Annotated in this window: 22 protein-coding genes and 1 pseudogene; 11 read left to right on the forward strand and 12 right to left on the reverse strand. The window is 64.4% G+C overall.

Annotation, left to right across the window (positions count from 1 at the left end):
- Position 1: 1 nt before the first annotated feature.
- From ACXJY8_RS02550 to ACXJY8_RS02565, 4 genes are all read right to left on the reverse strand, one after another.
- Positions 2-2365, reverse strand: a complete 2364-nt coding sequence (locus ACXJY8_RS02550; protein WP_463775945.1) for a TnsB C-terminal domain-containing protein — start codon at positions 2363-2365, stop codon at positions 2-4.
- Positions 2365-3195 (reverse strand): hypothetical protein, encoded by an 831-nt coding sequence (locus ACXJY8_RS02555; RefSeq protein ID WP_463775946.1) that lies wholly within the window; start codon positions 3193-3195, stop codon positions 2365-2367. The genes ACXJY8_RS02550 and ACXJY8_RS02555 overlap by 1 nt, the downstream gene beginning before the upstream one ends.
- Before the next feature lie 616 nt (positions 3196-3811).
- Complete coding sequence (locus ACXJY8_RS02560) at positions 3812-4426, reverse strand: hypothetical protein (RefSeq protein WP_463775947.1); 615 nt, start codon at positions 4424-4426, stop codon at positions 3812-3814.
- Positions 4427-4737: 311 nt separating this feature from the next.
- Positions 4738-5094: a helix-turn-helix domain-containing protein gene (locus ACXJY8_RS02565; protein ID WP_463775948.1), complete on the reverse strand. Its 357-nt coding sequence runs from the start codon at positions 5092-5094 to the stop codon at positions 4738-4740.
- Between the two features lie 240 nt (positions 5095-5334).
- On the opposite strand from ACXJY8_RS02565, the gene ACXJY8_RS02570 reads away from it, so the two are divergent.
- The 5 genes and pseudogenes from ACXJY8_RS02570 (at position 5335) to ACXJY8_RS02590 (ending at position 12366) form a co-directional block, all read left to right on the forward strand.
- Positions 5335-5898, forward strand: coding sequence for a hypothetical protein (locus ACXJY8_RS02570; RefSeq protein ID WP_463775949.1), 564 nt, complete (start codon positions 5335-5337; stop codon positions 5896-5898).
- A 333-nt stretch (positions 5899-6231) separates the two neighbouring features.
- The gene (locus ACXJY8_RS02575; RefSeq protein ID WP_463775950.1) at positions 6232-8406 is read left to right on the forward strand and encodes an AAA family ATPase; all 2175 of its coding nucleotides are present in this window, start codon (positions 6232-6234) and stop codon (positions 8404-8406) included.
- Positions 8406-8585, forward strand: a complete 180-nt coding sequence (locus ACXJY8_RS02580) for a hypothetical protein (RefSeq protein WP_463775951.1) — start codon at positions 8406-8408, stop codon at positions 8583-8585. The genes ACXJY8_RS02575 and ACXJY8_RS02580 overlap by 1 nt, the downstream gene beginning before the upstream one ends.
- A gap of 284 nt (positions 8586-8869) precedes the next feature.
- A pseudogene (locus tag ACXJY8_RS02585) lies at positions 8870-9070 on the forward strand (aspartate ammonia-lyase); the annotation flags it as partial.
- Between the two features lie 173 nt (positions 9071-9243).
- On the forward strand, positions 9244-12366 hold the full coding sequence (locus ACXJY8_RS02590) for a P-loop NTPase (RefSeq protein WP_463775952.1): 3123 nt from the start codon (positions 9244-9246) through the stop codon (positions 12364-12366).
- A 158-nt stretch (positions 12367-12524) separates the two neighbouring features.
- On the opposite strand, the gene ACXJY8_RS02595 is transcribed toward ACXJY8_RS02590, so the two are convergent.
- On the reverse strand, positions 12525-13877 hold the full coding sequence (locus ACXJY8_RS02595) for a serine/threonine protein kinase (RefSeq protein ID WP_463775953.1): 1353 nt from the start codon (positions 13875-13877) through the stop codon (positions 12525-12527).
- A gap of 980 nt (positions 13878-14857) precedes the next feature.
- Complete coding sequence (locus ACXJY8_RS02600) at positions 14858-15211, reverse strand: AAA family ATPase (RefSeq protein ID WP_463780309.1); 354 nt, start codon at positions 15209-15211, stop codon at positions 14858-14860.
- 503 nt (positions 15212-15714) lie between these two features.
- Between ACXJY8_RS02600 and ACXJY8_RS02605 the strand changes: the two genes are divergently transcribed.
- Positions 15715-16743, forward strand: a complete 1029-nt coding sequence (locus tag ACXJY8_RS02605) for an IS110 family RNA-guided transposase (protein WP_463775954.1) — start codon at positions 15715-15717, stop codon at positions 16741-16743.
- 331 nt (positions 16744-17074) lie between these two features.
- Here ACXJY8_RS02605 and ACXJY8_RS02610 read toward each other — a convergent pair whose 3' ends face one another.
- Complete coding sequence (locus tag ACXJY8_RS02610; RefSeq protein ID WP_055958914.1) at positions 17075-18511, reverse strand: YncE family protein; 1437 nt, start codon at positions 18509-18511, stop codon at positions 17075-17077.
- Positions 18508-18963, reverse strand: a complete 456-nt coding sequence (gene copM / locus ACXJY8_RS02615) for a CopM family metallochaperone (protein WP_463775955.1) — start codon at positions 18961-18963, stop codon at positions 18508-18510. The genes ACXJY8_RS02610 and copM overlap by 4 nt, the downstream gene beginning before the upstream one ends.
- A 182-nt stretch (positions 18964-19145) precedes the next feature.
- On the opposite strand from copM, the gene ACXJY8_RS02620 reads away from it, so the two are divergent.
- The 5 genes from ACXJY8_RS02620 to ACXJY8_RS02640 are packed head-to-tail and all read left to right on the forward strand — an operon-like array spanning position 19146 to position 22113.
- Positions 19146-19529: a COG4315 family predicted lipoprotein gene (locus ACXJY8_RS02620; protein ID WP_292499047.1), complete on the forward strand. Its 384-nt coding sequence runs from the start codon at positions 19146-19148 to the stop codon at positions 19527-19529.
- 13 nt (positions 19530-19542) lie between these two features.
- Positions 19543-20052 (forward strand): RNA polymerase sigma factor, encoded by a 510-nt coding sequence (locus tag ACXJY8_RS02625; RefSeq protein WP_463775956.1) that lies wholly within the window; start codon positions 19543-19545, stop codon positions 20050-20052.
- Positions 20049-20858, forward strand: coding sequence for an anti-sigma factor family protein (locus ACXJY8_RS02630; protein ID WP_463775957.1), 810 nt, complete (start codon positions 20049-20051; stop codon positions 20856-20858). The genes ACXJY8_RS02625 and ACXJY8_RS02630 overlap by 4 nt, the downstream gene beginning before the upstream one ends.
- Positions 20855-21745: a LysR family transcriptional regulator gene (locus ACXJY8_RS02635; protein WP_463775958.1), complete on the forward strand. Its 891-nt coding sequence runs from the start codon at positions 20855-20857 to the stop codon at positions 21743-21745. Before ACXJY8_RS02630 ends, ACXJY8_RS02635 begins: the two co-directional genes overlap by 4 nt.
- Complete coding sequence (locus ACXJY8_RS02640) at positions 21742-22113, forward strand: YidH family protein (RefSeq protein WP_238227849.1); 372 nt, start codon at positions 21742-21744, stop codon at positions 22111-22113. Before ACXJY8_RS02635 ends, ACXJY8_RS02640 begins: the two co-directional genes overlap by 4 nt.
- A gap of 3 nt (positions 22114-22116) precedes the next feature.
- Here ACXJY8_RS02640 and ACXJY8_RS02645 read toward each other — a convergent pair whose 3' ends face one another.
- The 4 genes from ACXJY8_RS02645 to ACXJY8_RS02660 form a co-directional block, all read right to left on the reverse strand.
- Positions 22117-23202 (reverse strand): molybdopterin-dependent oxidoreductase, encoded by a 1086-nt coding sequence (locus tag ACXJY8_RS02645; RefSeq protein WP_463775959.1) that lies wholly within the window; start codon positions 23200-23202, stop codon positions 22117-22119.
- Between the two features lie 78 nt (positions 23203-23280).
- Positions 23281-24264, reverse strand: coding sequence for a beta-propeller fold lactonase family protein (locus ACXJY8_RS02650; protein WP_463775960.1), 984 nt, complete (start codon positions 24262-24264; stop codon positions 23281-23283).
- A 185-nt stretch (positions 24265-24449) separates the two neighbouring features.
- Positions 24450-24788, reverse strand: a complete 339-nt coding sequence (locus tag ACXJY8_RS02655; protein ID WP_463775961.1) for a c-type cytochrome — start codon at positions 24786-24788, stop codon at positions 24450-24452.
- An 11-nt stretch (positions 24789-24799) separates the two neighbouring features.
- Positions 24800-26023 (reverse strand): molybdopterin-dependent oxidoreductase, encoded by a 1224-nt coding sequence (locus tag ACXJY8_RS02660; protein ID WP_463775962.1) that lies wholly within the window; start codon positions 26021-26023, stop codon positions 24800-24802.
- Between the last annotated feature and the right edge of the window lie 147 nt (positions 26024-26170).

The following is a 26170-nucleotide window of genomic DNA, read 5'->3' on the forward strand; positions in this document are numbered from 1 at the left end:
GTCACTTCTCCAGTTTCACGGCAGTACGCCTACGGCGAGAGCCGCTGGGCTCGGTTGCATCGGGGCCGGTCGCGCTCGGAACTTTTTCGGCCTCTGGTACGTCCGAACGCTCCGGTACGCCGGGATCTACAGGTAGGGCCGCAACCGACTGGTCGAAGGCCGGATCATCGGCCGCGGACGTCGAGCGCATCGACGAGAGGGGCGAGGATCCGGTGACGACGCGCGAAGGTCCGACCGCGAAGCTGCGGCTCCCCACCAGCGCGATGGTCGATGGCAGTGTTCCGGCCCGGGATGACTGCGGCGGGGAACCGTTGGGCATCGCAGAAGCGAACCCCGGACAATCCTCGGATGCGGGGATTGAGAAACCGATGCTGAGTTTGCCCTCGTGGTACCTTATCAAATCCGAGTCGTATGCGACGCCTTTGAGATCTGCGATTTCCACAGCGCTACGATGAGTTCTCTCGATCTCTTCGATCGTCTTCAGGATGATCGGTAGACGCATCCGTGCGACGTCGTCGTACCTGCGGGAAAGTTCTTCTGAGGCATGGATCCAGTCGTCCAGTCTGCGCCCCTCCATAAAGCGCGTCCTGCACGGGACCGTGATGAAGCCCACACTGTTCGGATCGAGGCGGACCGAGATCGCACCCAGATTGTGCGGATCGACCTTCACCTCCGCCTCGGTGTCGCCGTTGTGACGGCACCAAGCCTGAAGTTCCTCGGAACTGTAATCTAAACCCAGGATGCTGATGCCCGTCATCCGAGTGGACCGCGTCAAATCGATCCCGAAGCTGACCCGCATCCGGCACGGATCCGGAACCGGCATGGGCGGCAGCATCTTGGTCAGTCGTATCCAAGCATCGCGCGGCGTCTCACCTCCCAGGCCGTCGTGTTCTTTATTGTGGTAGATATCAACGCACCAGCGGACCAGCAGCTGTGAGAACTGTTGGATAGTGAGTACTGCCCGGAGTTGGGCGGGATAGTCACCGAGTGCTTCGATGCTTCCGCGGGTGTTTCCTTCGAACCTTTTCAACAAACCTTCCAAAACGGTCCTGAAGAACCGCTCGATGAACGCCCTTAGCTGCGGCTGGGCGGCCGGCGGGTTGAAGACGTCGGTGAGCAGCGAAGTCGTACGGAAGTGAAACCATGAGTTGACGAAGGCCGACCCCTGATCGGTCGCAACCAGCATCGGCGAACCGCGCTGATCCCAGGGACTGAGAGCGCCCGCCGCGCGACCAATGTTGGTCTTGTCGCAGAAGACCATACGGAGCGTCTCGAGCGCGACCTGCGAGCTCTCGGTTTGCGCAAGTTTCATTCCGAGGATGCAACGAGAAGCAACGTCGATCGCGACGCAGAGATACCAGCGACTTCTCTCGATCTGCGAACGAAGCTTGGGGGATAGGCTTTCCCAAACCGCGGTATCTACGAGTAAAGTATGTATGTCGACCTGATAATAGTCCATCTCCACCCGCTCGAGGGCGTAGACGACACCTAAGCCTGAGCCGATCAACTTGCGTTTTTCATAGGCGGCTTTCTGTCCGAGACGCCCGCAATCGACCACCCATTTGTCGAGTTCTGCGATCTCCAGACAGAAACGGGAGAAGGAAGGCTGATGATCGAGAGGTCGGCCTTCGTCGCGAAAACGTTCGCTGAGAGCCTTGAAAGCAACCGAGAACTCGCCATAAACTATCTCCCTTGTCGGGCAATGCGGCCTACAATACCGATATGAGAATTCCTCCATAAGCTTGTACGTTTCAGTACTGAAGCGACGGTTTCGATTTCCGGATCTGTATCGACCGTCTCTAAGCTCGACGAGATCCCAGTCGGCCGCCTCCAGTGTCTCGATCCAGCGCTGCAGGACACTGCCGTTCAACGCCGCGTCGACGTTGCTGCGGCAGCCCCGCTTGATCGCGGGCGGAGATGGATCGTTGACATCGCAGTTAGGCTTCCGCTTCAGAAGGCCGAACTTGGTGGATATAAACGCGGCAGCTTGATTGTATCCTTTCGCAGTACGGGAGACTTTTTTGCTATAATACAAACTATAAAATTCAGTGATGCAACGTATTTTGAAACCGACATTGTCCTGTTCCTTAACTGGCAAATCCGAGATGGAAATTTGGTTCCTTCGTGCGCGCTCCACCACACTACGAGGCCGAAAATAATCAGCTTCGTACCTATACGTAGAATTGAGAGTTTCTGCGTTGAAATCCGTATGGGAGAATATCTTTGTCACGCGCGGGTCGTGGACCTGCCTCAGTTTGTGGCCCTGCGCCGTAGTTTTGACGAGCCGCCATACCTCGCCCCAAGCGTGGATACGGGCACCATCGTCGATCGGGGTAATCGCAGCGAGCGGATTGCGGGCGGCCATCAGTTCAATCCCTGCGAATGTTCGGACGAGCCGGCGGCGAGGAAAACGCGACTGCCGTAGCCGATACGACCCTCGTCGAAGACGACGATGCAACGACGATCGATCAGGCGTAGGGTGGCGACGAAGGCTACGCCGCCGAGACCGCTCGCGGCGACGAGTTCATCGATCGTCCACGTTGCTCTGGGACCTGCCAAAAGATCGAGGACCACGTCTTCGGCGGCAAGCGGAGGACAACGGCGCACGTAACGGAGAAGCTTCGCGTTCGCGATCATGTCCGGGTGAAGGTCCGACTCGGTCAGCAGCATGACCTCGTCCGCCTGATCGTTGCGCAACTGCGACGCGATCAAGTCCATCGTCGCTTCCCATAAGCCACGCTCAACGAACACGAGGGGTTTGACCTGGATGTAGATCCGTCTTGAAGTGGTGGTTCTGATATAAAAGTCGAACGTATGCTTGCGCTCGATGCCGTCTGCATCGAAGAAAGTGATCGCTTCAGGCTGTTCGACCATGTAGTCCGGACGAAGCAGTCCATCGATTACGATGGCCCAATTGTATTCGAGGCCACTTTCGACGCTGATGATACGGTAGTCGCCCCCGGAGGTGATCGGGAGGGTCGCGCGGGCCGACCCCCTCGACCGAGGCGCGACATGACGGGTTGCGAGGCTTTCCTTGGGGTCGTCCCAGTACGCCGGCGCAAAGGCGCCGAGGTATGGCGGCAGGTCGAGGAGCGCGGTTTCAAGTTCCGCATGCCGACTCGCCCTCCGGGGCTCTCGATCGGCGGGGTGCTCCCAGGTCGGTTCGACTTTCGTGGCCGAAGGCCTGATCTTCACGTTCGTGCTCCTATGCCTGGCGCGCGTTAACCAGCGCGGCCGAAAGCCTCGACGCGAGCCCGGCGGGCCCGCATTGCGTATTGCGAGGGGAGTCCGAAGGTGAGATACCGAAATGGTCCGCAACGCGGACAAGACTCGGCGGTCGCCCAGGCGGCAAGCCTGTTCGTGACCCTCGGTTGCCCCGCTGGCGGGATCTCTCGGCGCAGTTGTCAGCTGGCGGGCCGCAGATCCTCTGGGTACTCTTGGATGTGCGCGGCCTGCCAGGGCCGTGCACATCCAACAGTCTGTTCCTCACCACCCTGGAAGAATTCGCAGCGATGCTACGCGTTCGACAGGCGCGAGTGACCCAGCCCCAGGTATGGGGCGTCGGTTGCTATGATCGGGGTGCCATCAGGCTACGTGGTCCTGGCCGACGATGCGGCTTTTGCCTCGCCTGAGCTTCGGAGAATGCTCAGGTGTGCTGGGACCTCAGGGTCGACCGCGGCGCATGGTCTGAGCGCCTCCGAAGGAAATCGGCCGTTGACCACCTGTGCCAGGTGAGGCGGACGTTGGCAAATGGAGTCTGGCGACTCCTCCCGCTTTGGTTAACGTCGCGCAAGCCCCCTTAAACGCCGCATCAGGCCATCCGGGACGGTGGTCGCGCAGGGCTTCGGTGCTTCGATCCGGCGATGCGGGCGTCCGGGTGCAGACCGTCGCGCAGATCGATCGCGAGATCCCCTCTGCAGACGAGGGAGAGGATGGCCTCGAACGGATCGTATCCGCGATCTCGGATGTTCGGCACCAGATCGGAGATGCTGTGCTGCCGTCCGTCGCCGACGGCCAGGAGTATCCGCAGACGGTCGCCGATCTGAACCGGCAACCTACGCGTTGCCCATACGGCGCGGGCATCTAATGCCCGGGGCTCGGCCATTACGACGGATCTCCGCAGGAGAACCCTGCCGTGTGGAACTGGACGATGCGGCATGCCTTCCGTATCACGAAGCGCGGTTACGTGGATTGCCGTCCCGCCCGACATCAGACGAAGGTTTAGTAGATCGTCGCCTTCCGACGAAGGATCCTCATGGTCGATCTCGTCGACGGTCGGATCCAACGTGACCTGTATGAGCAGATCGCGATGCCATCTGGATGCATACGGGATGGGGCGGGCCGTCTTGAACGAAACGAATCCAGGCTGGTGGACCGTTCGATTCAAATAGCGTCGAACGTCGGTTTCTATGGTTTCGACCTGCATTTCGATCGACCTTCACTCTGCTCGATCGGTCGCCCTGGACCCAGCCATAGGCGATCGTTTCGAAAGTGGATACTCATGTCACTCCGTCCTGGTGTCGGTGGGTCGTCGTCGTCGGCCCGGAACTCAGGTGATCCAGCGTACCGACGGAAGCCTTTCAAAACAGGAAATATTTTCCGGTTGTGCCATTTGGCGTGGGAGCGGAGGATATCGGTGAACGCGCGGTCGTCCGTTGCGCACTTACACCGACGTTTAAGGATTCGATGATCGACGCCGTTTCATCGGAGGCGACCTCGACGCGAGCAGCCGACGCATCAGTCGCCGGGCTCGGACCGGGCACCATTCATCGCCTGGTCGATCCAAAGTCGCACCGCATCCACGAATTCATGTCCGGCTCCCATACGGTCTGCCCGCTCCGCCAGCTCGTTCATGACCTTGGTGGCCGCACGCGTGAACGCCTTCTCTCCGGTGAGATCACGCTCCCCTTTGACCTCAGGGCCGAACGGCATCTCCAGGCTCGTCATCGTATCAATTAGGTAGCAGATCTCGGCGGGCGGACCTTTACTTGTCCAGTTGTGAATCGTTCTCTCGGTAACGCCAATCTCCGCAGCAAAACCACTCTGCGTGCGTCCCAGGATCCGCAGCCTGTGCTTGAACTCCGATCCGTTCATGAGTCGTCGGCCGACCTGTTGCGCACTGAAGGAACCGTATCCCGGATCGCGATGTGTAACACGTTGTAGACCATCAACTCCTTATCGAAGGAATGACGAGGCTTTTGCAGCGACCGGTCTGGGGTGTTTCGATCCATGGGGTTCGGGAAAAAATCCCCCATCGTCCGCGAGCCGCGGCCATACCATATCTTCCGGGTTCGACGGCTCGAGATCTCCGATTCCCTGCCGTCGGACACCAGCTTGATCAGACGTGCCCAGATCGACGACGCGGCAGGTAGTGCGTCAGCGGACGCGGCGCAGGCATCCGCACAGGCGGATCGTGGCTTCGTCGGTTTCGGCATCAGGGTCTACAAGGGTCGGTATGCCTTCGCATCCCGCGACGAGAGGCAGATCGAGATCGAAACGTTAGGGGTGCGTAGCTGCATCGTCGTGACGTTTACGAATCTCGATCGGAGGATCGTAGGCTTGCTTCGGTTCGATGCCGCCGGCTCGGACGGAGTGCTGCTGTCCGAGTTCATCCATGCGGCCAATCGAAGGACACGAGCCGGAGACCGAACGAAAATCGAAGTCCACGGAGGAGGACCCGCCGAAGGCGAGACGCTTTCGGCGACCATGCTGAGGAGAGGGGAGGCGGTGCGCGCCATCGACGACATCATACGAGACGCACCCGCGCCCCTGGCGGACCGAGGAGCATTCTACGATCGCGATCCTTGCGTACGATGGATGGACGGGGGTCGCTTCGATCTGCGGATCGATAGCTGGAACGGCAAGATCTCGATCCCGGCGGGCAACCCCGGATCGTGACGTAGCCACGTCCCGGGGGCCCTTCCGACGCTCTCTGTACGGGTCGCAGACGGTTACCAGTTGACTGGACTTCCGCCTCCCGGGGCACCGGTGAGCGTGACGTGCCATCGATACGTCGTCGGCACCATCCACAGGCAAGCCGACGGAACAGCTATGGACGTCTTTCATTCGTTCCCTTTTCGTTCTAGCGTCCGTCATCGCCTATGAAGCAGGCGATCTCCTGAGGCCGACGCCAGTCGAGTGTTCCGATGTCATCGGGCCAACCGCGTCGCAGCGTCCAGAACAGCCTTCATGCTGACGGCCGTGCGAAGCCATGGCCGCGGGAGATCCCCAATGCTCGATACATGTGCGCACCCGGGCGAGCTTGATCGGCTTCAGCCCGTCGTGGCCCCATCCGATCAACTCGCCGCCGCATTCCTGAAACAACTCGCGCACGAAGAGCGCGTGCGTCTCAAATTGGATGTCTCATACGGGAGGGAGATCGCCGAGGCGGGGTTCGCAGTCCCGTACGACGGGGACGATCCGGTCGAGCGGCTCATCGCGCTCGACGAGGTCGACCGGCAAATCGCGCACGTCCCCATCCCGGCGGATTTAGCCGCTGTCGCAGTCCTCGTCGCCCGAGCCATCGAGGCCGAACCCGGTCTGCTGCGGCGTCTGCGCCGCGAGGCCCCCGTCGTCGTCCTGGCGACGCACGTTCCCGAGTTCGTCGAGCCGGCGCGAGCAATCCTGGAAGCATGCGCCTTCGGACCCGACAGGAGGGCGCAGGACCTCGCTCAGTCGAGGTCGACGGTATTCCGAAACCGGGATGTCGGACTTTTCGTTCGCGATGGGGCCGGCAAGGATCATCGCGTGGATATCGGCAATGATATCGTTGGTCGCGCTCTGCACGCACGGGGTCCGCTGGTCGGCATCGCACCCGATCCGAACCGACAGTTGCCGCGCGATCTTCTCCGAGCGGCAGATCATCGGCTCGCGTTACCGACCTTGGATCAGCATGGACTCGACCTCGTGATCGAGGCGGTCGTGGGCAGTCGACCCACGCGCGGAATCGATCCGGATCTGCTGCGTACGCTCGACATCGCGGATCTCCCGGTCGCCCTGCGAACCATGACCTCGCCCGACGCGTGCATCGACGCGATCGCCAAGGTGCTGGCGGAAAAGGCCGACTATCTCGACGCCGGACCCGGATTGGAGGAACTGCACGGCTATGGGGCGGCCAAGGACTGGGGCGTCGCGCTCGCTGCCGATCTGCAGGAGTACAGATGCGGAAGCTTGGCATGGGCCCAGATCGATAATCGGGGCCTGCTTCTCTCGGGGCCACCTGGCGTGGGTAAGACTTCCTTTGCCCGGGCCCTGGCGAAGACCGCCCGCGTACCTCTGGTGTCGACATCGGTCGCGGACTGGAACAGCGCCGACTACTTGAGCGGTACCCTGAGGGCGATCCGCAACGCGTTCGCCCGTGCCCGCGCCCTTGCACCCTCCATCCTCTTCATCGACGAGATCGACGGGATCGCGGACCGCGCGACGATCCGAGGCGAGCACGTCCAGTACTGGACGCAGGTTGTGAACTGCCTCCTAGAGCATCTGGCAGGGATCGAGGATCGACCCGGCGTGGTCGTCGTCGCGGCGACGAATCATCCCGACCGCATCGATCCTGCCGTCAGAAGGGCAGGGCGCCTGGATCGGGAGATTGCGATCGAAAAACCGGATGCAACGACGCTCGCCGGAATCTTCCGTCATCACCTTGGTTCGGACACGCTTCCCGAGATGTCGCCGATGCCATTGGCACTCGCAGCCCGGGGTTCGACAGGTGCCGACGTCGAAGCTTTCGTACGCCGCGCCCGGGGAGCCGCGCGACGTGCAGGTCGCGAGATGACCTTCGAGGATGTCTTCGCTGAGATACGGCAAGGCCGCTTGCCGCTGCCCGGGCCTGCTCGGCGTCGGATTGCGATTCACGAGGCCGGTCACGCGGTCGTCGGCCGCGCAACCGGTCTCGGATGCATCGTCGACGCCTCGCTCCACGACAACGGCGGCGAGCTCGTCTTGGACCACGCGATCGACGGCGATGCGACACTTCTACAGCTCGAGGCCGTGATTGAGCTCGCCTTGGCTGGTCGCGTCGCGGAGGAGATCGCCTTCGTCAACGGTTCCATCGGCGTCGGATTCGGACCGACCTGCGATTTGGCCAAGGCGACCGCGGTCGCATGCGACATCGAACTGCGGTTCGGACTCGGCAGTTTCGGACCGATCCACGTCGCCGCAACGACCAGCGACCTCCTTCTCGTGAAAGGTTTGCTTGAGCCGGTCGCCGCCCGGCTGTCCGCAGCCGCCGAGCGGGCTCGCAAAGTTCTCACGGAACGATGGGCGCAGGTCGAGATCATCGCGTCCGCGCTGGACGCCGCCGGCTACCTGGCAGGTACCGAAATCGACGCACTCATGGTCGGGATCGACCTCCGTGGTGGAATTCCCAATCCACGGAGCTCCGATGTTTCAGGGAAGGGCCTCTGATGTTCGCACTTCCCCCCGACGAGCCGGAAATCGGCGACCTCCGACCGCTTCACGAGGCGATAGACGACCTTTGTGAAGTCGTGGGTGGCGACCGCGAGTCCGTCATACGCGGCCTTGCGGAGATCGTGCGGCGGCGCGCCGAATTCGAAGCCTTGCGGCAGATGGATATGGATCCATAGACATCCCGCGGCGAAGGTCCGGCGGGCGACGCCGTCTACGCGATCGCCGGGCGCGTCAGTGAGCCGGCCCTGGCGAAGCGGAACCTTGCCTGCGGTGAGGCGTACGACGACCCGCCGTGCCTGCCACCTCCGCGGAACAGGGTTCCAGCACCTCCGGGCGGAGAAAGGACCGATCGTCCAGCATCCGGCGCCGTACGTCTGCGGAAAGGCTGAAGGAGGACGGCGCCTCCATACGAACCGAGGCCGCGATATGCTCAATGGGCAGTGATCGCGCTCATGATGCCATGGTGACCGCGCTGGCGCCGACGCTCGGCTACGAGGCCAGCTCCCGGGTGGCCCAGCGAGCGTTGAAGGAGAACCGCGTCGTTGCCGATCTCGTGCTGGAGGAAGGGCTACTCACCGCAGCGGAACTCGACAGGCTCCTGGAACTGGAGGCCATGACCCATCCGACGCGACGACAGAAGAAGGGCAGCGCCACGTCCTGACGGGAAGGCGAGCAGATCGGTCACCGACATGGCCGTTCCCATCGCCGCGCCGTCGAAAATTTCGCCGATCCTCCACTTCGGCGAAGATCCATGACGGTGGACGGAGCTTGTCAGGGCGGAAGGTGCGGGCGATCCTCGATTTCGACGCAAGCCCGCGTCCCAGGGACGCAATCATGGCCAGAAAGGGCTCGCGCAAGAAGGTCGATATTCCCGCCGCCTTGATCGCGTCGATGCAACAGCAACGTGTGATCCTCTTCCTGGGTGCCGGCGCTTCGATGGAGGCCGGTGCTCCCTCGGGCGAACAGCTGCGAGCCGGGCTGGCGACCCGATTCTTCGCGTCTACCATGGAGGGCTACGACCTCATGTCCGTCGCCGAAATGGCGATCCAGGCTCATGGGAACGGTGTCGTCTTCGAGCACCTTCGAACGATCCTCGCTGGCTTCGAACCGTCGGACGCCCACAAGCAGCTCGCAACCTTCCGCTGGCGGGGCATCGCAACCACGAACTACGACTTCCTCGTCGAGCGCGCCTACGCGGGCACACCCAACCGTCTGCAGGATCTCGTGACGTTCGTCCGCGATACCGAGTCGGTCGAAGAGCGGATGCAGGCGGTCGCCCGTCCGGTCGAGTTCCTCAAGCTGCATGGATGCCTCGAGCAGCTTCACGATCCGAAGCTGCCCCCGATCCTTTCCCACGAGCACTACGACCGCTACCTGGAGGGTCGCGAACGGCTGTTCCGGCGCCTCGAGGACAAGGCACGCGAAAGTCCGATCGTGTTCTGCGGCTACCGGATGGCGGACGCGCATATCCGAAAGCTCGTCCATCGGTTCGTCGGACTTGGCAACCGCCCGCGTTACTACCTCGTGGTGCCGGGTATGACCGAGCACGAGGTCGCCTATTGGGCCAGTATGAACGTTGGCGTGATCGACGCCCGCTTCGGCGAATTCGTTGGGGCACTCGACGGCGCGGTGGAACCCCTGTTCCGCTCGCTCTCGGTAGCTGCGGACGTCAAGGAACTGCCGATCCGGCGTCTGTACCGCGTAAATGCCTTTGAGACGCCTCAGTTGAAGATGTCCCTCGAGCGGGATTTTACCTACCTCTACGCAGATCTGCCCCATCCTCGACAGGACCCTCGGAAGTTCTACGAGGGGCTCGACACGGGCTGGGGTGCGATCGTGCAACGGCTCGATGTCGAGCGGCGGCTGACCGGCGACCTCGTTCTGAAGGCCGTCATGGAGGAGCCGGGGGATTCCACGCATGTGCGCTTGTTCGTACTGCGTGGCCCAGGGGGCTCCGGAAAGACCATCGCCCTCAAGCGAGCTGCGTGGGATGCGGCGACCGCATGCGACGCACTGGCACTCTGGTTCGAAAGAGTAGGCGCACTGACCGGCGAGCGCCTTGTCGAACTGCATGAGCTGACGGGGAAGCGTGTCTTCCTCTTCGTCGATCGGGTCGCGCTCCACGCCGAACGCGTCGCTGCCGTGTTGCGGATGGCCAGGGGACGGAAGGTGCCTCTCACCGTGATCGCTGCCGAGCGCGACACCGATTGGAACGTGTACTGCGATCCACTCAAGGCGTTCGCCCCCGTCGAACTACGGGTTACGAACCTTTCGACCGGCGAGATCGATCGGTTGCTGGACCTCCTTACGCGGCACGGGTCTCTCGGAATTCTCGCGGGATTGACCCGGCCAGAGCAGGTGCAGGCGTTTCAGCAGCGTGCGGAGCGTCAGCTGCTCGTCGCCCTGCACGAGGCCACTCAGGGCAAGCAATTCGAAGACATCGTCCTCGAGGAGTACCGCCGCATCGTGCCGGGGCTGGCGCAGCGCCTCTACCTCGACATCGCAACGATGAATCAGTTCGCGGTACCCGTACGGGCGGGCACCATATCCCGCATCTCAGGGATCCGCTTCGAAGACTATCAGCGAAACTTCTTCGCTCCTCTGGAGAACGTCGTCACCACGCTGCAGGACCCTTATACGGGGGACTATCAGTACAGGGCCCGCCATTCCCGGGTAGCCCAGTTCGTGTTCAGAGGCGCCTGCGCAACCGACGAGGAGAAAGTCGCGCAACTGACGCGCATCATAGCCGGGCTCGATCCGAGCTACACGACGGACAATCAGGTTCTTCAGGACATCGTCAGGGGACGTACGCTCAGCGAGGATCTCACCGACGTCGAAGCCGGACGCGCCCTATATCGGGCGGCCGTGACGGCCGTCCCCGCCCATGCGCATATTCTGCAGCACTGGGCCATCTTCGAGATGCATCATCGGCACGGTTCGCTCGCGGAAGCCGAGGATCTCGTACGGCAGGCGAGGGAGATCTCCCCGAAATCGCAGTCCATCATCCACACGCAGGCGGAGGTGGCCCGCCGCCGCGCCGCAGCCGAAGGCTCGATCGTCCTTCGCGAGCAATTCCGGCGGCAGGCGCGCGAACGCCTCGACGAGATGAACTCGAAGGACCCGGTCGCCCTGACCAGCCGTTGCAAGCTACTGATCGATGAAGTGCAGAACCTGGGCGAGGACATCGACGACGACAGCGAGGAGCACGCAGTCGCCTATTTCGCCGGACAGGTGAAGGCGGCTGAGGATCAACTTGCGCGGTCGCGCCAGATCTCGCCGGAGAGCGCCGAACTGCAGCAGATCGAATCCCGCCTGCACGAGGTTCTCGAGCGGCCTGCCAAAGCTCTCCGTGCCCTCGAACGTGCTTTCGCCCTCGGCGCCAAGGGAGCCGGCGTAGCCATACGACTAGCGAACGCCTACGCAGCGAGAGAGGAGAATGCGAAGGCAGCCGGGATCCTCGCCAAAGCACTCGATCGAGCCCCGGACGACAAGCAGCTGCACCTAGCGACTGCCAAGCTGTTGCTGGCCACGGCGGGTGATCACAACCTGGTCGGCGGGCATCTGTCCCGCAGCTACGGCAAAGGTGACAACAATTTCGAGTCGCGACACCTCCATGGCCAGTTCCTGTTCCTCCAGGGGCATGCGGCGGAAGCGTCTGACCTGTTCGCCGACATCGAAAGACGCGCCCCGGACGGGTGGCGATCGATGATCCCCTCGCGTGCGTCTCAGGTATCCGAGAAGCTCGGACGCTACGGGGGGACGGTCCGCAAACAGGAGATCGGCTACCTCTTCATCCGGTGTGCCGCCTACCCGAAGGATATCTACGGCCGCCAGGATCATGCAACGCCGGACGACTGGCACGATCTGACAGTTGGCAGCGAGGTCAATTTTCTAGTTCGATTCACCCGGTCGGGTCCGGTAGCAGTGGATATGAGGCCCGGAAGAGTCCGTGCTTAAGTGCCGTGATAAAAACGAATGGATCCAAAGCGGCAGCTGGTTGGCCCAGGACGCTGGATTGCGTTCCGTGGCGCGGCGCGCGACTTCGATCAATGTGTCGAGCGCAGAGCATTGCGATGTAGGTATGCCCTAAAATCCTGCTCGGACAACTTATGATGTCAAGCATCGTACGTCGAGGGGTCCTGATTGTAAGGAGATGCAGTGCTGAAGAATACGAAACTGCCGCCCAGATACCGGGTAACACCCCTCGAGCCCGGCGGGAGCTTGCGTTCGCTCTCGTGACGGTACTCCCAAACGTCGGGGTGCGCGTAGCGAGCCGGACCCAGCTCCGATAGGTATTCCACCAGGTCGTCTTCCTCCATCTTGTAGTGGCCGGTCGGAGCGACGATTTCGGCTTCCAGCCGGAGGTAGTCCCACTTCGTATCCAGAGCGAACGATACGAAGGTGACTTTCCGAGGCTTCAACAGTAGGACCGAATCCACATCGAGCTCGATGAAACCGGCTTCCGGAGCACGACGTGCGCCCGTGACCGTGAAGCCGCCGCCGCTAGGCAGGAACATATGGTTCAAGCTGGGTACTTTGGCGACCATGTCCAAGACATCGACGATCGCGTCGATATCGGTCCAGGTTGCTTCGGATGGTGTCCTGATAGGGAAAAAGCGCCTCGCGAACTCCTGCCATTCCTTCGCATTCCGCAATAGAAAATCGTCGATGATATTGACCCATTCCCGTAGTCCGCGAACGGCATCCGCGATCGACGGACGAGATGCCGGATCGTGTTGTGTACACTTAGTTAACACATCGTCTAGCACGGTTGTATACTGTTCATTTATGTAGTTCCTGAGCCCGATGTTGGATGAAGGCAGGTAGGTTCCATCAAATCCAAGATCCTGTCCGGTGAGGAAGATCCATAGGGTCTTAGCAAACGAGAAGACGTCAGCTGCCAATCCGTCGGCCGCCGCAGCTTCTCTCCGCATCTCCGGGGCCATCGTGAACTTGGCACCGACATCACGCCTTGCCGGGGTGATGGGGGTGAGGTCGGGATACTTCACCAAACCGAAATCGGAGATGCAGAGTCTACTTTGATAGGCTAGAATATTTTGAGGTTTGATATCCCTATGCGCCATCCCACGGGCATGTAGCTGGATCAGTGTGTCGCCTAGTTGGGCGAAATATTGGACGATCGCCTTGCTGTCTTTTCCCTGAAGAAGCGTTTCGGCATTATCGGCCAATGGCATGACATACCAAGGCTTGTCGCCAGGTTCTACCGGGAGATGCTTGTCGATCATCGGGATGATGCCGTCGAGCTCACCCAACCTAGCAAGCGCAGCGATCTCGTTTCGGAATCGTCCGTAAGGCTCGACTCCCAGATCTCGCAAGATCTTCATAGCCGCGACGGATCCGCTCTCATGATGCTGCACCTGCCAGACGTCAGCGTTCCCACCGGAACCCAATTTTTCCCCGACGATCCAATCGCCGCGCCGCTGCTGCCGCTTCGATCCGTTTGTCATTCTCATCCATCTCGATCAGCGGCGCAGCACCGAGAGCACGCCATCCTGGCTTCGCCTATGCAGGCAGGTCGAAGCGCGATCCACCAAAAAAGGACAACTCGCTCGGATGAATTCTTGCGCCGTTTCCGCAGGTACACCTTGATTCCTCGCCTAGCTGAAACATCGCTTCGACGTAAAACTGGCGGCATTTGCCTGTATGACAGTCGGAATGAACATCGGGGGCAACGTACCGAAGGATCCGGAAAAGGGATCCGATCTACGTCAGCTTCGCCGGACCAAGCTGGAAAGCACCGAAACGAACTACGGTCCGATGTCGGCTGGTGGTACGATCCTCAGCCAGAATAAATAACATCGGCTCTCAGGCTGCTTCTTCCGGGTTCGGCCAAACCGGCGCGCAAGCCTACCAGTCGTCACGTCCGGGACGGGGATCTCCGTACCAACGGCATGCCGTAAGGGCTGGCTCTGCGGACGTCGGCGGCATCGTTGACTTCAGTTCGGGCTACGAAACCGACGCGCGCAAGCGTACACTGCCTGATCGGACCACTTCGACGGGATGAAGCCGACCAAGGTCGAACCTGCGTAGAGTTTTGCGGTGAAGCTCAGCTTGCTCATCGAGCACCCAGAACGGATGCTTGTTGTCCATATTTCGATACTATAATTTTTGAGCACCATAGCTGCTATAGGGTCATTCCTTAAAACTTTCAGGCCATGGTCTACGGATGAACTCCATCCCAGAGCCAAAGCGATGAAGCTCCTCGCACGTCTCTCGATCAACGCCTTGCTGGTCCTAGGCTGAGGATGCTTACCGCTCCGATGCCGCCGAGTTCGGCAACGACGTCGATGATCTGGCCAGCGACCCGATCAGACCCGGACTCCAAGAAGGACACGCCGCTTGTCTCGCCATCGAAGGCAGGGAGTTCGGGAAACCCGCCTTCTCGGATGGCTGCGGCGACGACGGGAATTCTGGAGGCAGTCGCTCGTCACCGAGTCGGATGCAGCTCGACCTTCGGGATCGCGGGGTTTCGTTTCAGTGCATGGAGCGTTAGCCCAGACCCGATCGGTGGAAGTTGCCCCGGGTCGCTGATCAACAGAAAATGGCCGTTCTCCGGCATCGCCCATAAGATCCGATAGAGAGTCGGCAGATCGAGCATCGAGCTTCCGACCTCGACGAGCGCCTCCGGGCCGACGACGATCTGTTTGGCCTCCACGCTCTTCAAGAAGGCGGCGATCGTCCAGGCCTTCCGGCCGGCTGCCTCCGTCATCCGGACCGCCGCCTGCCCGGGCAGCGCCATCTGGTGCACGGCGCGACCGAAGAGCTGCGCAGCCTCGACGATTGCCTACACACCGTTTCCGGCAAAGGGGCAAGCGCCAGCGGCGCTACGCGCCCCCTTTATCTCCTCTGCGCGCTGTAGTCTTCGGATAGCAGGTCGGCCTCGCGGGACGGTCTTCTTCCAGTCTCGCTAAGGGACGGAATAGCCGAGGACATCGACCTGTTCTGGCTCATATACGACCGCCCCCGAGGGCGGCAACATGCCGAAGTCAGGCTCCCGACCTCGCTCCAGCCTCAGCTTCGCACTGGACAGACAAAAGGCAGAGCCGCGTCAGGCCGTGAAGGCCTGACACCCTGTGCCGATCGGGCGCTCCGCGAAGGCTGGGAAACGGACCCTCCACCCTGAAGCGGACGTTCCGCTCGCGACCCAACTAGGTCATAGGAGCAATCTAACGGCGGCCTCGAAAGCAGATGGGGTGGATGGCTCCCGCTCCGACTGACGGCATCTCGGTGCCAAGATGTGGTTGCTGTCGAAGCAGCAGCGACGCAGATGTAGGAGCCATCCCCATGGAGATCATCACCGTCGGCATCGATCTGGCCAAGAGCATCTTCCAGGTTCACGCCGTCGATGCAGCTGGGCAGGTCGTCGTTCGCAAGGCGCTGAGGCGGGCGCAGGTCGTGCCGTTCTTCGCCAAGCTGCCGCCCTGTCTGGTCGGCATGGAGGCGTGCGGAACGTCCCACCACTGGGCCCGGGAACTCATCAGGCTCGGCCATGACGTGCAGCTGATGCCGCCCGCTTACGTGAAGCCGTATGTGAAGCGCGGTAAGACCGATGCGAACGATGCCGCCGCCATCTGCGAGGCGGTGACGCGCCCGAGCATGCGGTTCGTGCCGGTGAAGTCGACCGAGCAGCAGGCGGCGCTGGCGCTGCACCGGACGCGCGACCTGCTGGTCAAGCAACGCACGCAGTTGGTGAACATGATCCGCGGCCTGCTCGCCGAGTTCGGGATCGAGATGGCGCGGGGCCTGCGCCATGCGCTCGAACTGGCGGCCCGGCTCTCGGCCGGAGACGCGGCCGAGGTGCCACCCCTGGCCCAGCGGGTGGTGACCGGGCTGGCCGATCAGATCGGCGCCGTGCAGATCCAGCTCACCCGGCTGGAGAAGGAGTTGTTGGCTTGGCATCGGGACAGCGACCTGTCGCAGCGCCTGGCGACGATTCCGGGTGTCGGCATCGTCTCGGCGACCGCGCTGGCCGCTTCGGTGAGCGAGCCCGAGCGCTTCCGCAACGGTCGACAGTTCGCCGCCTCGTTGGGGCTGACACCGCTGCAGAACTGCAGCGGCGGCAAGGAGCGCCTGGGCCGTATCTCACGCATGGGCGATCGCTACCTGCGCCGCCTGCTCGTGGTCGGCATGACCTCTCTGGTCCGGCGCGCGAAGGCGACGCCGACTTCGGTCGACCCGCGGCTGCCGGCGCTGCTGCAGCGCAAGCCGGTGCGCGTAGTGACTGTTGCGGCGGCCAATCGCACGGCGCGGGTCGCCTGGGCGATCATGACCCGCGGCGGCACCTACCGCGCACCAGCGGCCACGGCCGCCTGACAGCACGGCAAGGAGATTTTTCCAGGTTGCGAGGACGATGAGAGTTGATGGCGAACCGGTCAGACCGGGAGCCGGGACACCCCGCCGAACGTCCAGGGCGTCATAGCCCGCAAAGCAGAGTGGGACCCAGCTCGCGGATACCATCAGGGCCAGCGGTCACATGAACGACTGCATCAATAGGCCGGACACAAGACTGCACCCGACCAACGCGTCAGAACCTCAATTCGCCCCTTGCAATGTGGGAGCCATCCACACAAGACGTTGCAGCCGGACGCGCGCTGCGAACGCATGCTCTCGGATTCCCGCTTCCCGCGCTCGTGAGGCCGCCCGTTCAATCCACAGTCTGCATCTGGACGACGCCGCCGAGTTCACCGGGCTTGCCCGAGACCACCACGAGGTAGCGCCGGCTCGCGCCGGCATCCGTGCGGGTGATCTGGCGGATCGGGCCGATCGCGTTGACGATGGCCGCGCCGGCCGGGTTGGTCATGAAGGCGGCGAGCGGCTCCAGGCCGGCGGCCCCCTTCGGATCGGCGGCGAGCGCCAGGACGAACGGCGTCTTCGGCGCCAGTCCCGTGACCGCGGCCTGCAGGGTCTGCAGCACGCCCTGGTCGAACAGGGTCACCTGCGTCGCCGGCTTGCCATCGGTGCCTGCGAGCGTCAGCGCGCTGGTCTTGCCGGCTGCGCCCAGCGGCTGGAGGTTCTGCTTTCCGTCCCCCTCCGGCACGGCGTTCGGGACGTAGGCCACGCCCTGCGGCCCCTGGCCGATCGGAACCTCGGCGATCACGGTGTTCGATGCGGTGTCGATCACCGCCGCCTTGTCGGCGTTCTCTAGGCCGACATAGACGCGGCTGCCGTCGCCCGAGGGCCAGAGCCCGTGCGGCAGGGCGCCGGTCGGGATGGTGGCGACCTGGGTGAAGTCGTCGGTGCGGAACACCTTGACCTGGTTCAGGCCGCCGATCGTCACGTAGGCGAACTGGCCGGCCTTGGTCGAGACGATGTTGACGTGGTTGGTGATCGGCCCGGTCTCGATGGTCTTCAGCGGCGCGAAGGGCGGCGTCGCAGAGAACACCTGGGTCCGGCCGACATCCTTGAGGGTCAACCACACCTGCTTGCCGTCCGGTGTCGCGGCGATGTCGGGGCAGAACGGGCTCTCCTGCTTCACGCGCCCGACGATGGTGTGGGTCTTCGTGTCGATCACTACCGTCTCGGGGCTGAAGCTGGAGCAGACATAGCCGTAGGCGCCGTCCGGCGAGAAGATCGTCATGCCGGGCCCGTTCGGCACGGTGATCCGGCGCGTCTCCTTGGCGGTCGCGGCATCGAGTACGGCGATGTAGTCCTCGCCGCGCACGCTCACCCAGGCCTCCCGGCCGTCCGGCGTGAAGAAGGCCTCGTGCGGCGCGCGGCCGACATAGGCCGTGTGGCGGACCGTGTTGGTCGCCGTGTCGATGAAGCTCACGGAGTTCGAACCGATCGAGACCGCGAGCAGCGTCCTGTGGTCGGGCGAGAAGCCCATGCCGTGGACGAGGAGCTGGCCGCGATAGAGCGGGCTCAGGTTCATCGGCGTCGGGTCGCCGAGCCGGATCACGCCGAGCAGGACGTTGGCGGCGGGATCGACCACCGAGACCGTGTTGGAGAACTGGTCCGAGGTGTAGAACCGGTCCCTGCCGCTGACCGGCACGTCCGGTGCGGAGGCTGCGCCCGGGGCCTGCCCGGCGAGAGCCGAGCCCGAGAGCAGCGCGAGCGCAAGGAGGGTGAGGGCGGTCTTCATCGGCAGATCTCCGAAGGCATCTCGGCGGCAGGGGCCGTGCCATGGTGGTGAAGGTGGGCGGCTGCGGCGGACGAATCCGGCGCGGGAGGGAGATCGGCGAGCGCCCGGCGCATCACCGCGATCTCCTGGCCCTGTTCGACGATGATCCCCTGCGCGAGGCGGCGCAGGACCGGATCCTTGCCGTAGAGCAGCTCCGCCTGGGCCATCGCGATCGCGCCCTCGTGGTGCGGGATCATCATCGCGGCGAAGTCGCGGTCCGGATCGCCCGAGGGCGGGACCATCATGTCGGCATGCATCCGCGTCATCGACTGCGCCATCATCGCGTCGAAGGACGCGGAGACGACGGCCGGCGGCTCGGCAGCGGCCAGCATCGGGGGCATCATCATCCGGCCGCCGACGAGGCCGCCGGCGATCACGGCGGCCGTGAGCGCAAATCCCAATGCTCCGCGCATGAGCCGTCCTCCCTGTTCGTTGTCGAGGGGAGAGATGCCGGGGAAACGATTTTATTCCCTGGCCGGGGACGAATTCGCGGCCCTGCCGATGTGATCGATCTTTTCCAAATGTCAGTGGAATAGACGCGCCCGTTCGGCATCTCTCCCAATGCGGTCATGGTCGACCGCCGGAGACCTCACTCATGCGCACCATGCTGATCCGCGCCGCCTTTGCGGCCTTCGCCTTCTCCGCCGTCGCCGCCCAGGCCGCTGCGCCTGCAATGACCGCCGAGACTGCCAAGGGGCCGGCGCTCGTCGATGCCAAGAGCATGACCCTCTACACCTTCGACAAGGACATGGGCGGCAAGTCGATGTGCAACGGCCCCTGCGCCGCCAACTGGCCGGCACTGATGGCGGCCTCCGGCTCGGCTGCTAGTGGCGACTGGACGATGGTGACGCGGGACGACGGCACGATGCAGTGGGCCTATAAGGGCAAGCCGCTTTACACCTTCGCCAAGGATACGAAGCCCGGCGACATCACCGGCGACGGATTCCTCAACGGTGCATGGCACATCGCCAAGCCCTAATCGGTAAAGCCTCGTGGACGAGATCGCCGCCCTCATCGAACCGCAGATCCCGGCCTTGCGGCGCTACGCCGTTGCGCTGTTGCGGGACCGCGAGGCGGCGGACGACCTCGTCCAGGACACTTTGGAGCGGGCGTTGTCCGCCTGGTCCGGACGTCGCCGCGATGGCGACCTGCGAGCCTGGCTGTTCACGATCGAGCGCAACCTGTTCCTCGGCACTGTTCGACGCCGGGGCCGGCGCGGCATCGATGTCGGCGCTGAGGCTTTGGAGCAGGTGCCTGATCCGGGTGCCGACCCCGAGACCGCTATGGGGGCACGCGACGTGCTCACCGGGCTCGACGCGCTGCCCGAGGAGCAGCGTTCGGTGCTGCTGCTCGTCGCAGTCGAGGATCTGTCTTATGCGGAAGCGGCGCAGGTGCTCGGAGTACCGCTCGGCACGGTGATGTCGCGGTTAAGCCGAGCCCGGGAGCGGATGCGAAGTTTTCTGGAAACGGGCCGAACCGGCTTGTTGAGGAGGGTGAAATGAGCGGGGATCCGCGCCCGATCGGCGAGGACGACCTGCACGGCCTGATCGACGGTCGTCTCGAACCGGAGCGGCAGGCGCTGGTCGAGGCATGGCTCAGGGGAAACCCCGCGCGGGCGGCCGAGATCTCGGCGGATCGCGCCCTGCGTGAGCGCTTGCGTGCCCGCCTCGCGCCGATCGCCGAGGAGGCGATCCCGGCGCGGCTCCGGGTGGCCAACATCCGCTCGCGACATCGCCCAATAACCGGGCGCTGGCTTCCGGTCGCGGCTGCGGCCGTGCTCTGCCTCGCGGTCGGCGGTGCCGCCGGCTGGTTCGGCCATGCCGCGCGGCAGGTACCCACGGTCACGCTCGCGCGAACCGAGCCGGCGACCGACGATGCAGTGGCGGCCTTCCGCACCTACGTGGTCGAGGCGGTGCATCCGGTGGAGGTGCGCGCCGACGAGAAGCCGCACCTCGTGACGTGGCTCTCGAAGCGCCTCGGCCGGGCGGTGACCACCCCCGACCTCACGGCCTACGGCTTCCGCCTGATGGGCGGCCGGCTGCTACCGGCGGGTTCTGAATCCGCCGCGATGCTGATGTACGATGACGATCACGGCACGCGGCTGACGCTCTACAGCCGCGTGGGCGATGCGAATGGCCGCACGGTGTTCCGCTTCGCCCGCGAGGGCGATGTCGCTGCCTTCTCCTGGGTCGATGGCGGCATGTCCTACGTCGTCACGGGTCGCACCGACGAGGCGCGGCTGTTGACCGTCGCGCAGGCGGTAGACGCGCAGGTCCGTGGATTGCCGGTTCCGCCGCGGCAACCATGACTCTCGACCAACTCCGCATCTTCGTGGCCGTGGCGGAGCGGCAGCACATGACCCGAGCCGCCGAGGCGCTGAACCTCGTGCAGTCGGCGGTCAGCACGGCGATCGCCAACATCGAGGGGCGGCACGCCACCAAGCTGTTTCACCGGGTCGGCCGCGGGATCGAGCTGACCGAGGCGGGACGCGTGTTCCTCGTCGAGGCCCGCGCCGTGCTCGCCCGGGCCGAGGCTGCCGAACTGGTGCTCGCCGACCTCAGTGGCATGCGACGCGGGACGCTGGCCCTCTATGCCAGCCAGACCATCGCCAGCGACTGGCTGCCGCGCCACCTCGTCGCCTTCCGCCGGGCCTACCCTGAGATCGCCATCCGGTTGGCGGTGGGCAACACCACCGACGCCGCCGACGCGGTGCGCGCGGGGCAGGCCGAACTCGGCTTTGTCGAGGGGGCGCTGAACGACCCGACGCTCGCGAGTACGACCATCGCGCAGGACCAACTGGTCCTCGTGGTCGCCCCTGGCCATGCCTTCGCCGGGGCGACCGACCTCGAACCCGAAAACCTCGCCGGGGTCGATTGGGTGCTGCGCGAGGCTGGATCGGGAACCCGCTCGGCCTTCGAGGCGGCCCTGAGTGCGGCCGGCCTCGCAGCCGCCCAGCTTCGGGTCACGCTCGAACTGCCCTCGAACGAGGCGGTCCGCGCTGCCGTCGAGGCCGGGGGCGGGGCCGCCGTACTGTCCGAGACCGTGGTCGCCGCAGCACTTCGGGCCGGGACCCTGGTGCGGGCGGCGTTCGACTTACCGAGCCGGCCATTCCGGGTGCTGCGCCACAAGGAGCGCTACCGCAGCCGGGCCGCCGACGCGCTTCTCGACCTGATCGCGGCAGCGAATGCCGGATGAGCGAGCCCGCGAAACCCGTGCCCCCCGACGATCCCCGGGTGAGGCTCGCCGAGGATCGGACGGTTCTGGCGGCCGAACGCACCTTCGTGGCGTGGCTTCGCACCGGGCTCGCGTTCCTCGGCGTCGGCCTCGCCGCGCAGCGCTTCCTGCGGGAGGTTCTGGCGGTTTGGCCGCTGAAGGTGCTGTCGCTGACCCTGATCGCCTGTGCACTCGCCTCATTCGCCGGCGCCGTGTGGCGTGACCGGGCGATCCGGGCACGGCTCGCCCATTCCGAGATCCCGATGATGCCGCGCCTCCTCACCGTCGGGATTGCGGCCCTGCTGATCGCGATCTCCGGCCTCGCGGCCACCGCCCTGCTCTGGGCGTGAGGGTCAGGCCACCGTCACTCGCACCCGGTGCCAGGCGGCGCTGAGGTAGCCCTTGTAGTTCCAGGTGTCGTCGGGGGCGGCCGGCTGGGTCTGGCCGGCGGAATCCCAGGCCCGCACCGCGAGCTCGTGCTCGCCGGCGGTCAGCTCGCGTTCAATCTCCCAGAACGTCCAGGCGTAGGGCGCGTCGGCGTCGCGCTCGATCCGGGCCTGCGCCCAGCTGCGGCCGCCATCCGTCGAAACGTCGACGCGGGCGACCGCGCGGTCGCTGGCGATGGCGTAGCCGCGGATCGCGTGCCGGCCGGCCTTCAACGCCGCGCCGCGGGCGGGCTCGCAGATCGCGCTGTTCAACGGCATCGCCTCGATGGTGATGCCGTGGGCCGGGTCGGCGGTCTCGGCCGTCACGTTGGGCGGAAACAGCTTGTAGTCGTCGGCCTGCATCGGGTTGTCGGAAGGCCGGTCCTGAACCGAGATGCGGGCGAGCCACTTCGCGCTGCGGATACCGGCAAATCCTGGAACGACCACGCGCAACGGATGGCCGTGCTCGGGGGCGAGAGGCTCGCCGTTCATCGCGAAAGCGAGCAGCGTCTCGGGGGCCAGCGCCTTGGCGAGCGGGATCGAGGCACCGAAGCGCGTGTCCGTGTCCGCGATCCGGTCGTGGCTCTCGAAGGCGACGTGGCGCTCATCATCCGCATCGATGCCGGCCGCGCGCAGCACGTCGGCAAGCCGCACGCCGGTCCATTCCGCATTACCGATGGCACCGGGCGCCCACGGGTCGCCGGAGACCGGCGCCACGGCCAGCATGTCGGCCCGGCGGTTGCCGGCGCATTGCATCACCGCCGTGACGGTGACGGGCGCGAAGCGTTCTTTGAGATCGGCGAGGGAGAGGTCGAGGGGCGTCGCGACCATTCCGTCGACGGTCAGGCGGTAGCCGTCGGCGTCGAGGTCCGGGATGTCGCCGTGGCTGCGGACGTAGAAGTCGGCTTGATCAGTCAGGAAGGCGGCCCGCAGGCGATCGAGCGGCGGCTCTGCGTTGTAGGGCGCCTTTCCGTGGACGATGAGGCGGTCCTTGCGCTGGAACAGGCCGAGCATGGGGTCTTTGTCCTGCGTTCGCGACGTGTCGAGATCGAGAACGCGCCGGGCGCCGAAAGGCACCCGGCGCGCGAAGCTTCACGGCTTCATCGTCGAAACCACCGCGTTCTTCGCGCGGTCGACCACGGCCACGCTGAGGTCGCGGTTGAGGACGTACGCGTGGGCGTTGTCGGCCGAGAACGCGATCGCCTGGCGCGGCTCGTTCAGCCCGGTCACCGTGGCGACGACCTTGAGGCTGCCGGTGTCGATCACCGACAAGGAGTTGTCCTTGAGGTTGCCCGAATAGACGAAGCGCCCGTCCGGGGTCAGCGCGGCCCCGTAGGGGTCCTTGCCCACCGCGACTTCAGAGGTGACCTTGCGGGCGGCGACATCGACCACGCCGATGGTGTTGCGGCCGCTGTTGGCGGCAAACAGCGTCTTGCCGTCCTTGGTGATCGAGATGGCGCGCAGCTTTTCGAACCCGACGATCTCGCCGGTGATCTTGTTGGTGGCGGTGTCGACCAACGTGATCTTGTCGCCGAGGAAGTTCGTCACGAACACGGTCTTGCCGTCCGGCGACAGCTTCACGCCCTGGCGCGGCTGAGCGAAGCCGGGGATCACGGCGTCTGCCAGCAGGGTCTTGGTGTCGAACACGGTCAGCGTGCTCGCGGCCTCGTTGTTGACGTAGAGCTTTGTCCCGTCGGCCGAGAGCACCGTGCCGAACGCACCGGGGCCCGCGGCCAGAACGCCGGCCTCCTTGCCGGTGCCGGTCTCGTAGACCGTGATCCGGCCCGTGCCGCTGTCGGAGACGTAGAAGCGGGCGCCGTCCGGCGCGAACACGATGTTGCGCGGCGTGACGAAGCCGTCGAGGCGGCGCAGCACCGTGCCCTTGGCGACGTCGTAGACGATGACGGCGCTCTCCTCGCTGTTCGACACCGCGGCGACCGTGCCGGCGGCGTTCAAGGCGAGCGCGTTGTTCTTGATTGCGCCGTCGAAGCCGGCGGCGAATCCAGTTTGGTTCTGGGTGAGAAGCAAGGCAGCTCCGGCGAGGAGGGCACGGAGGCTGGTGCGGACGTCAGTCATGAAGCGTGTCTCTCGGGCATGCGCCCTCGTTCGGCGGCCTGGGGCCGGCCGTGCGGGCGAGTTCGAAATCGGATTGCGTCGTGCGGGACCGGTCAGGCCGTGCATCGCCTTAGGGAGATGCCAGCGAGGGCGGTCTATTCCCCGAGGCCGGCGAAAAAAGCACGGCGGCCTCGGGATTCGAGGGTTCAGGGCGTGGGCTTCAACGCCGTGAGGTAGTCGACGATGGTCTGCACATCGGCCTGATCGACCGGCGCTTTGTAGACGTGGACCATCTTGTTCACGGTCTCGGTCCACTGCGCTTTCGTGAGCTTGGGCTGGGTCAGCACCATCCCGGCCGAGTGGCAGGCGAGGCAATTGTTATTGACCGCCTCGGCTCCCGGCCCGCCCGGAAAGATCCGGTCGGACGTCGGAAATTCGATCGATTGCGAGCTGAAGCGCATCGGCTCGGGAGCAGGCGCCGCGAGCGCCACCAGGGGAGACAGGATGAGCGCGGTGATGAGGGCCGCAGGGCGGATCGTGTTCATGGCTGTTCTCCTCAAGCGGCCTGGAAGGACACGGTCTCGATGCCGTTCTGCATGAAGCCGTTGGCGTTCCAGACCCGGTCCATGCCTTGCGCGACGCCCTTGGTGTTTGTGCAGCGGACCCTGACCGTATGGGTCCCGGCAGCCAGCGCCGGCAGGCTGCCGTCGAAGCGGCGGAAGCTGTAGGGGCCCTCGTCCGCCCCGAGTTGCGCCGGGACCCACGTCGCTCCGCCGTCTCCAGAGACCTCGACCGTCTTCACCCCACAATCGCCGCCGAAGGCGATGCCGCGGATGGCCACCGGCGTTCCGGCCGCCACCCTGGCGCCGTCCTGCAGATTGGTGACGAACGAGCGCGGCACCATCCTGTTGATAGGCACTGTCTTGAAGCCGGTCTGGCCGGGCTTGATGTTAGCGCCCGGCACATCGGGGATGCGATAGGCGGTCTTCATCCAATATTGTTCGTCGGGCTTGTCCAGGACCTCGATGTCGGACAGCATCTTGACCCAATAAGTCGAGTACCAGCCCGGCACCACGAGCCGGAGCGGGAAGCCGTTGAGCAACGGCAATTGCTCGCCATTCATCGCGTAGGCGATCATCACCTCGCCATTGCTTGCGTGATCGAGATCGAGCGATTTCTTGAAGTCGGGCGCGTCGTCGACCACCGGCGCGTCGAGGCCGTCGAAGCGCACCTGCACGGCACCGGCCTTCACCCCGGCCTGTTCGAGCACATCCTTGAGGCGTACGCCGGTCCATTTGGCGTTGCCCATCGAGCCGTTAGCCCATTGCGCGCCGGGCACTCGCGGCTCGAACAGCCCGCGCGAATTGCCCGAGCACTGGTTGACCGCAGCGATCTCGAAGCGCGGCAGGCCGGCGATGGCGTCGAGGGAGAGCGAGAGTTCCTTTTCCACGTGGCCGTGGACCTTGAGCCGGAAGGTGCCGGCATCCACCTCGGTCGGGATCGAGGCCCAGTGCCAGCGCACGTAGAAGCGGTCGTTGGGGGTGAACACGCCCTCGTCGAACACCGAAAACGGCGTCTCCAGCAGCGGAGGATGAGTACGCTGCAGAATCATCTCGCCCTTGCCCGGAAAGGCGGTGGTCAGCGCCCGCTCGTCCGGGCCGCCCGGCAGCGGCAGCTTCACCGAGCCCGCGGCCCAGGCTGGCAGCGCGGCGGCGAGGCTTCCGAGCCCGAGTCCGCCCAAAGCGAGGCGGCGGTTCATCGGTCTGTCCAGTCCGTGCATAATCTCTCCCCTAAAGAATGTCGGCGTCGATGCGTTCGAGGGCATCGGACCGGTAGCGATTCCTCGCGACAAGGGAGATGCTACGGAAAGCGATTTATTCCCTCCAACGGTCTTTCGCGATGCGAACGATCTCCCGGTGCGATGATT

The sequence above is a fragment of the Methylobacterium sp. TK31 genome, assembly GCF_055361545.1.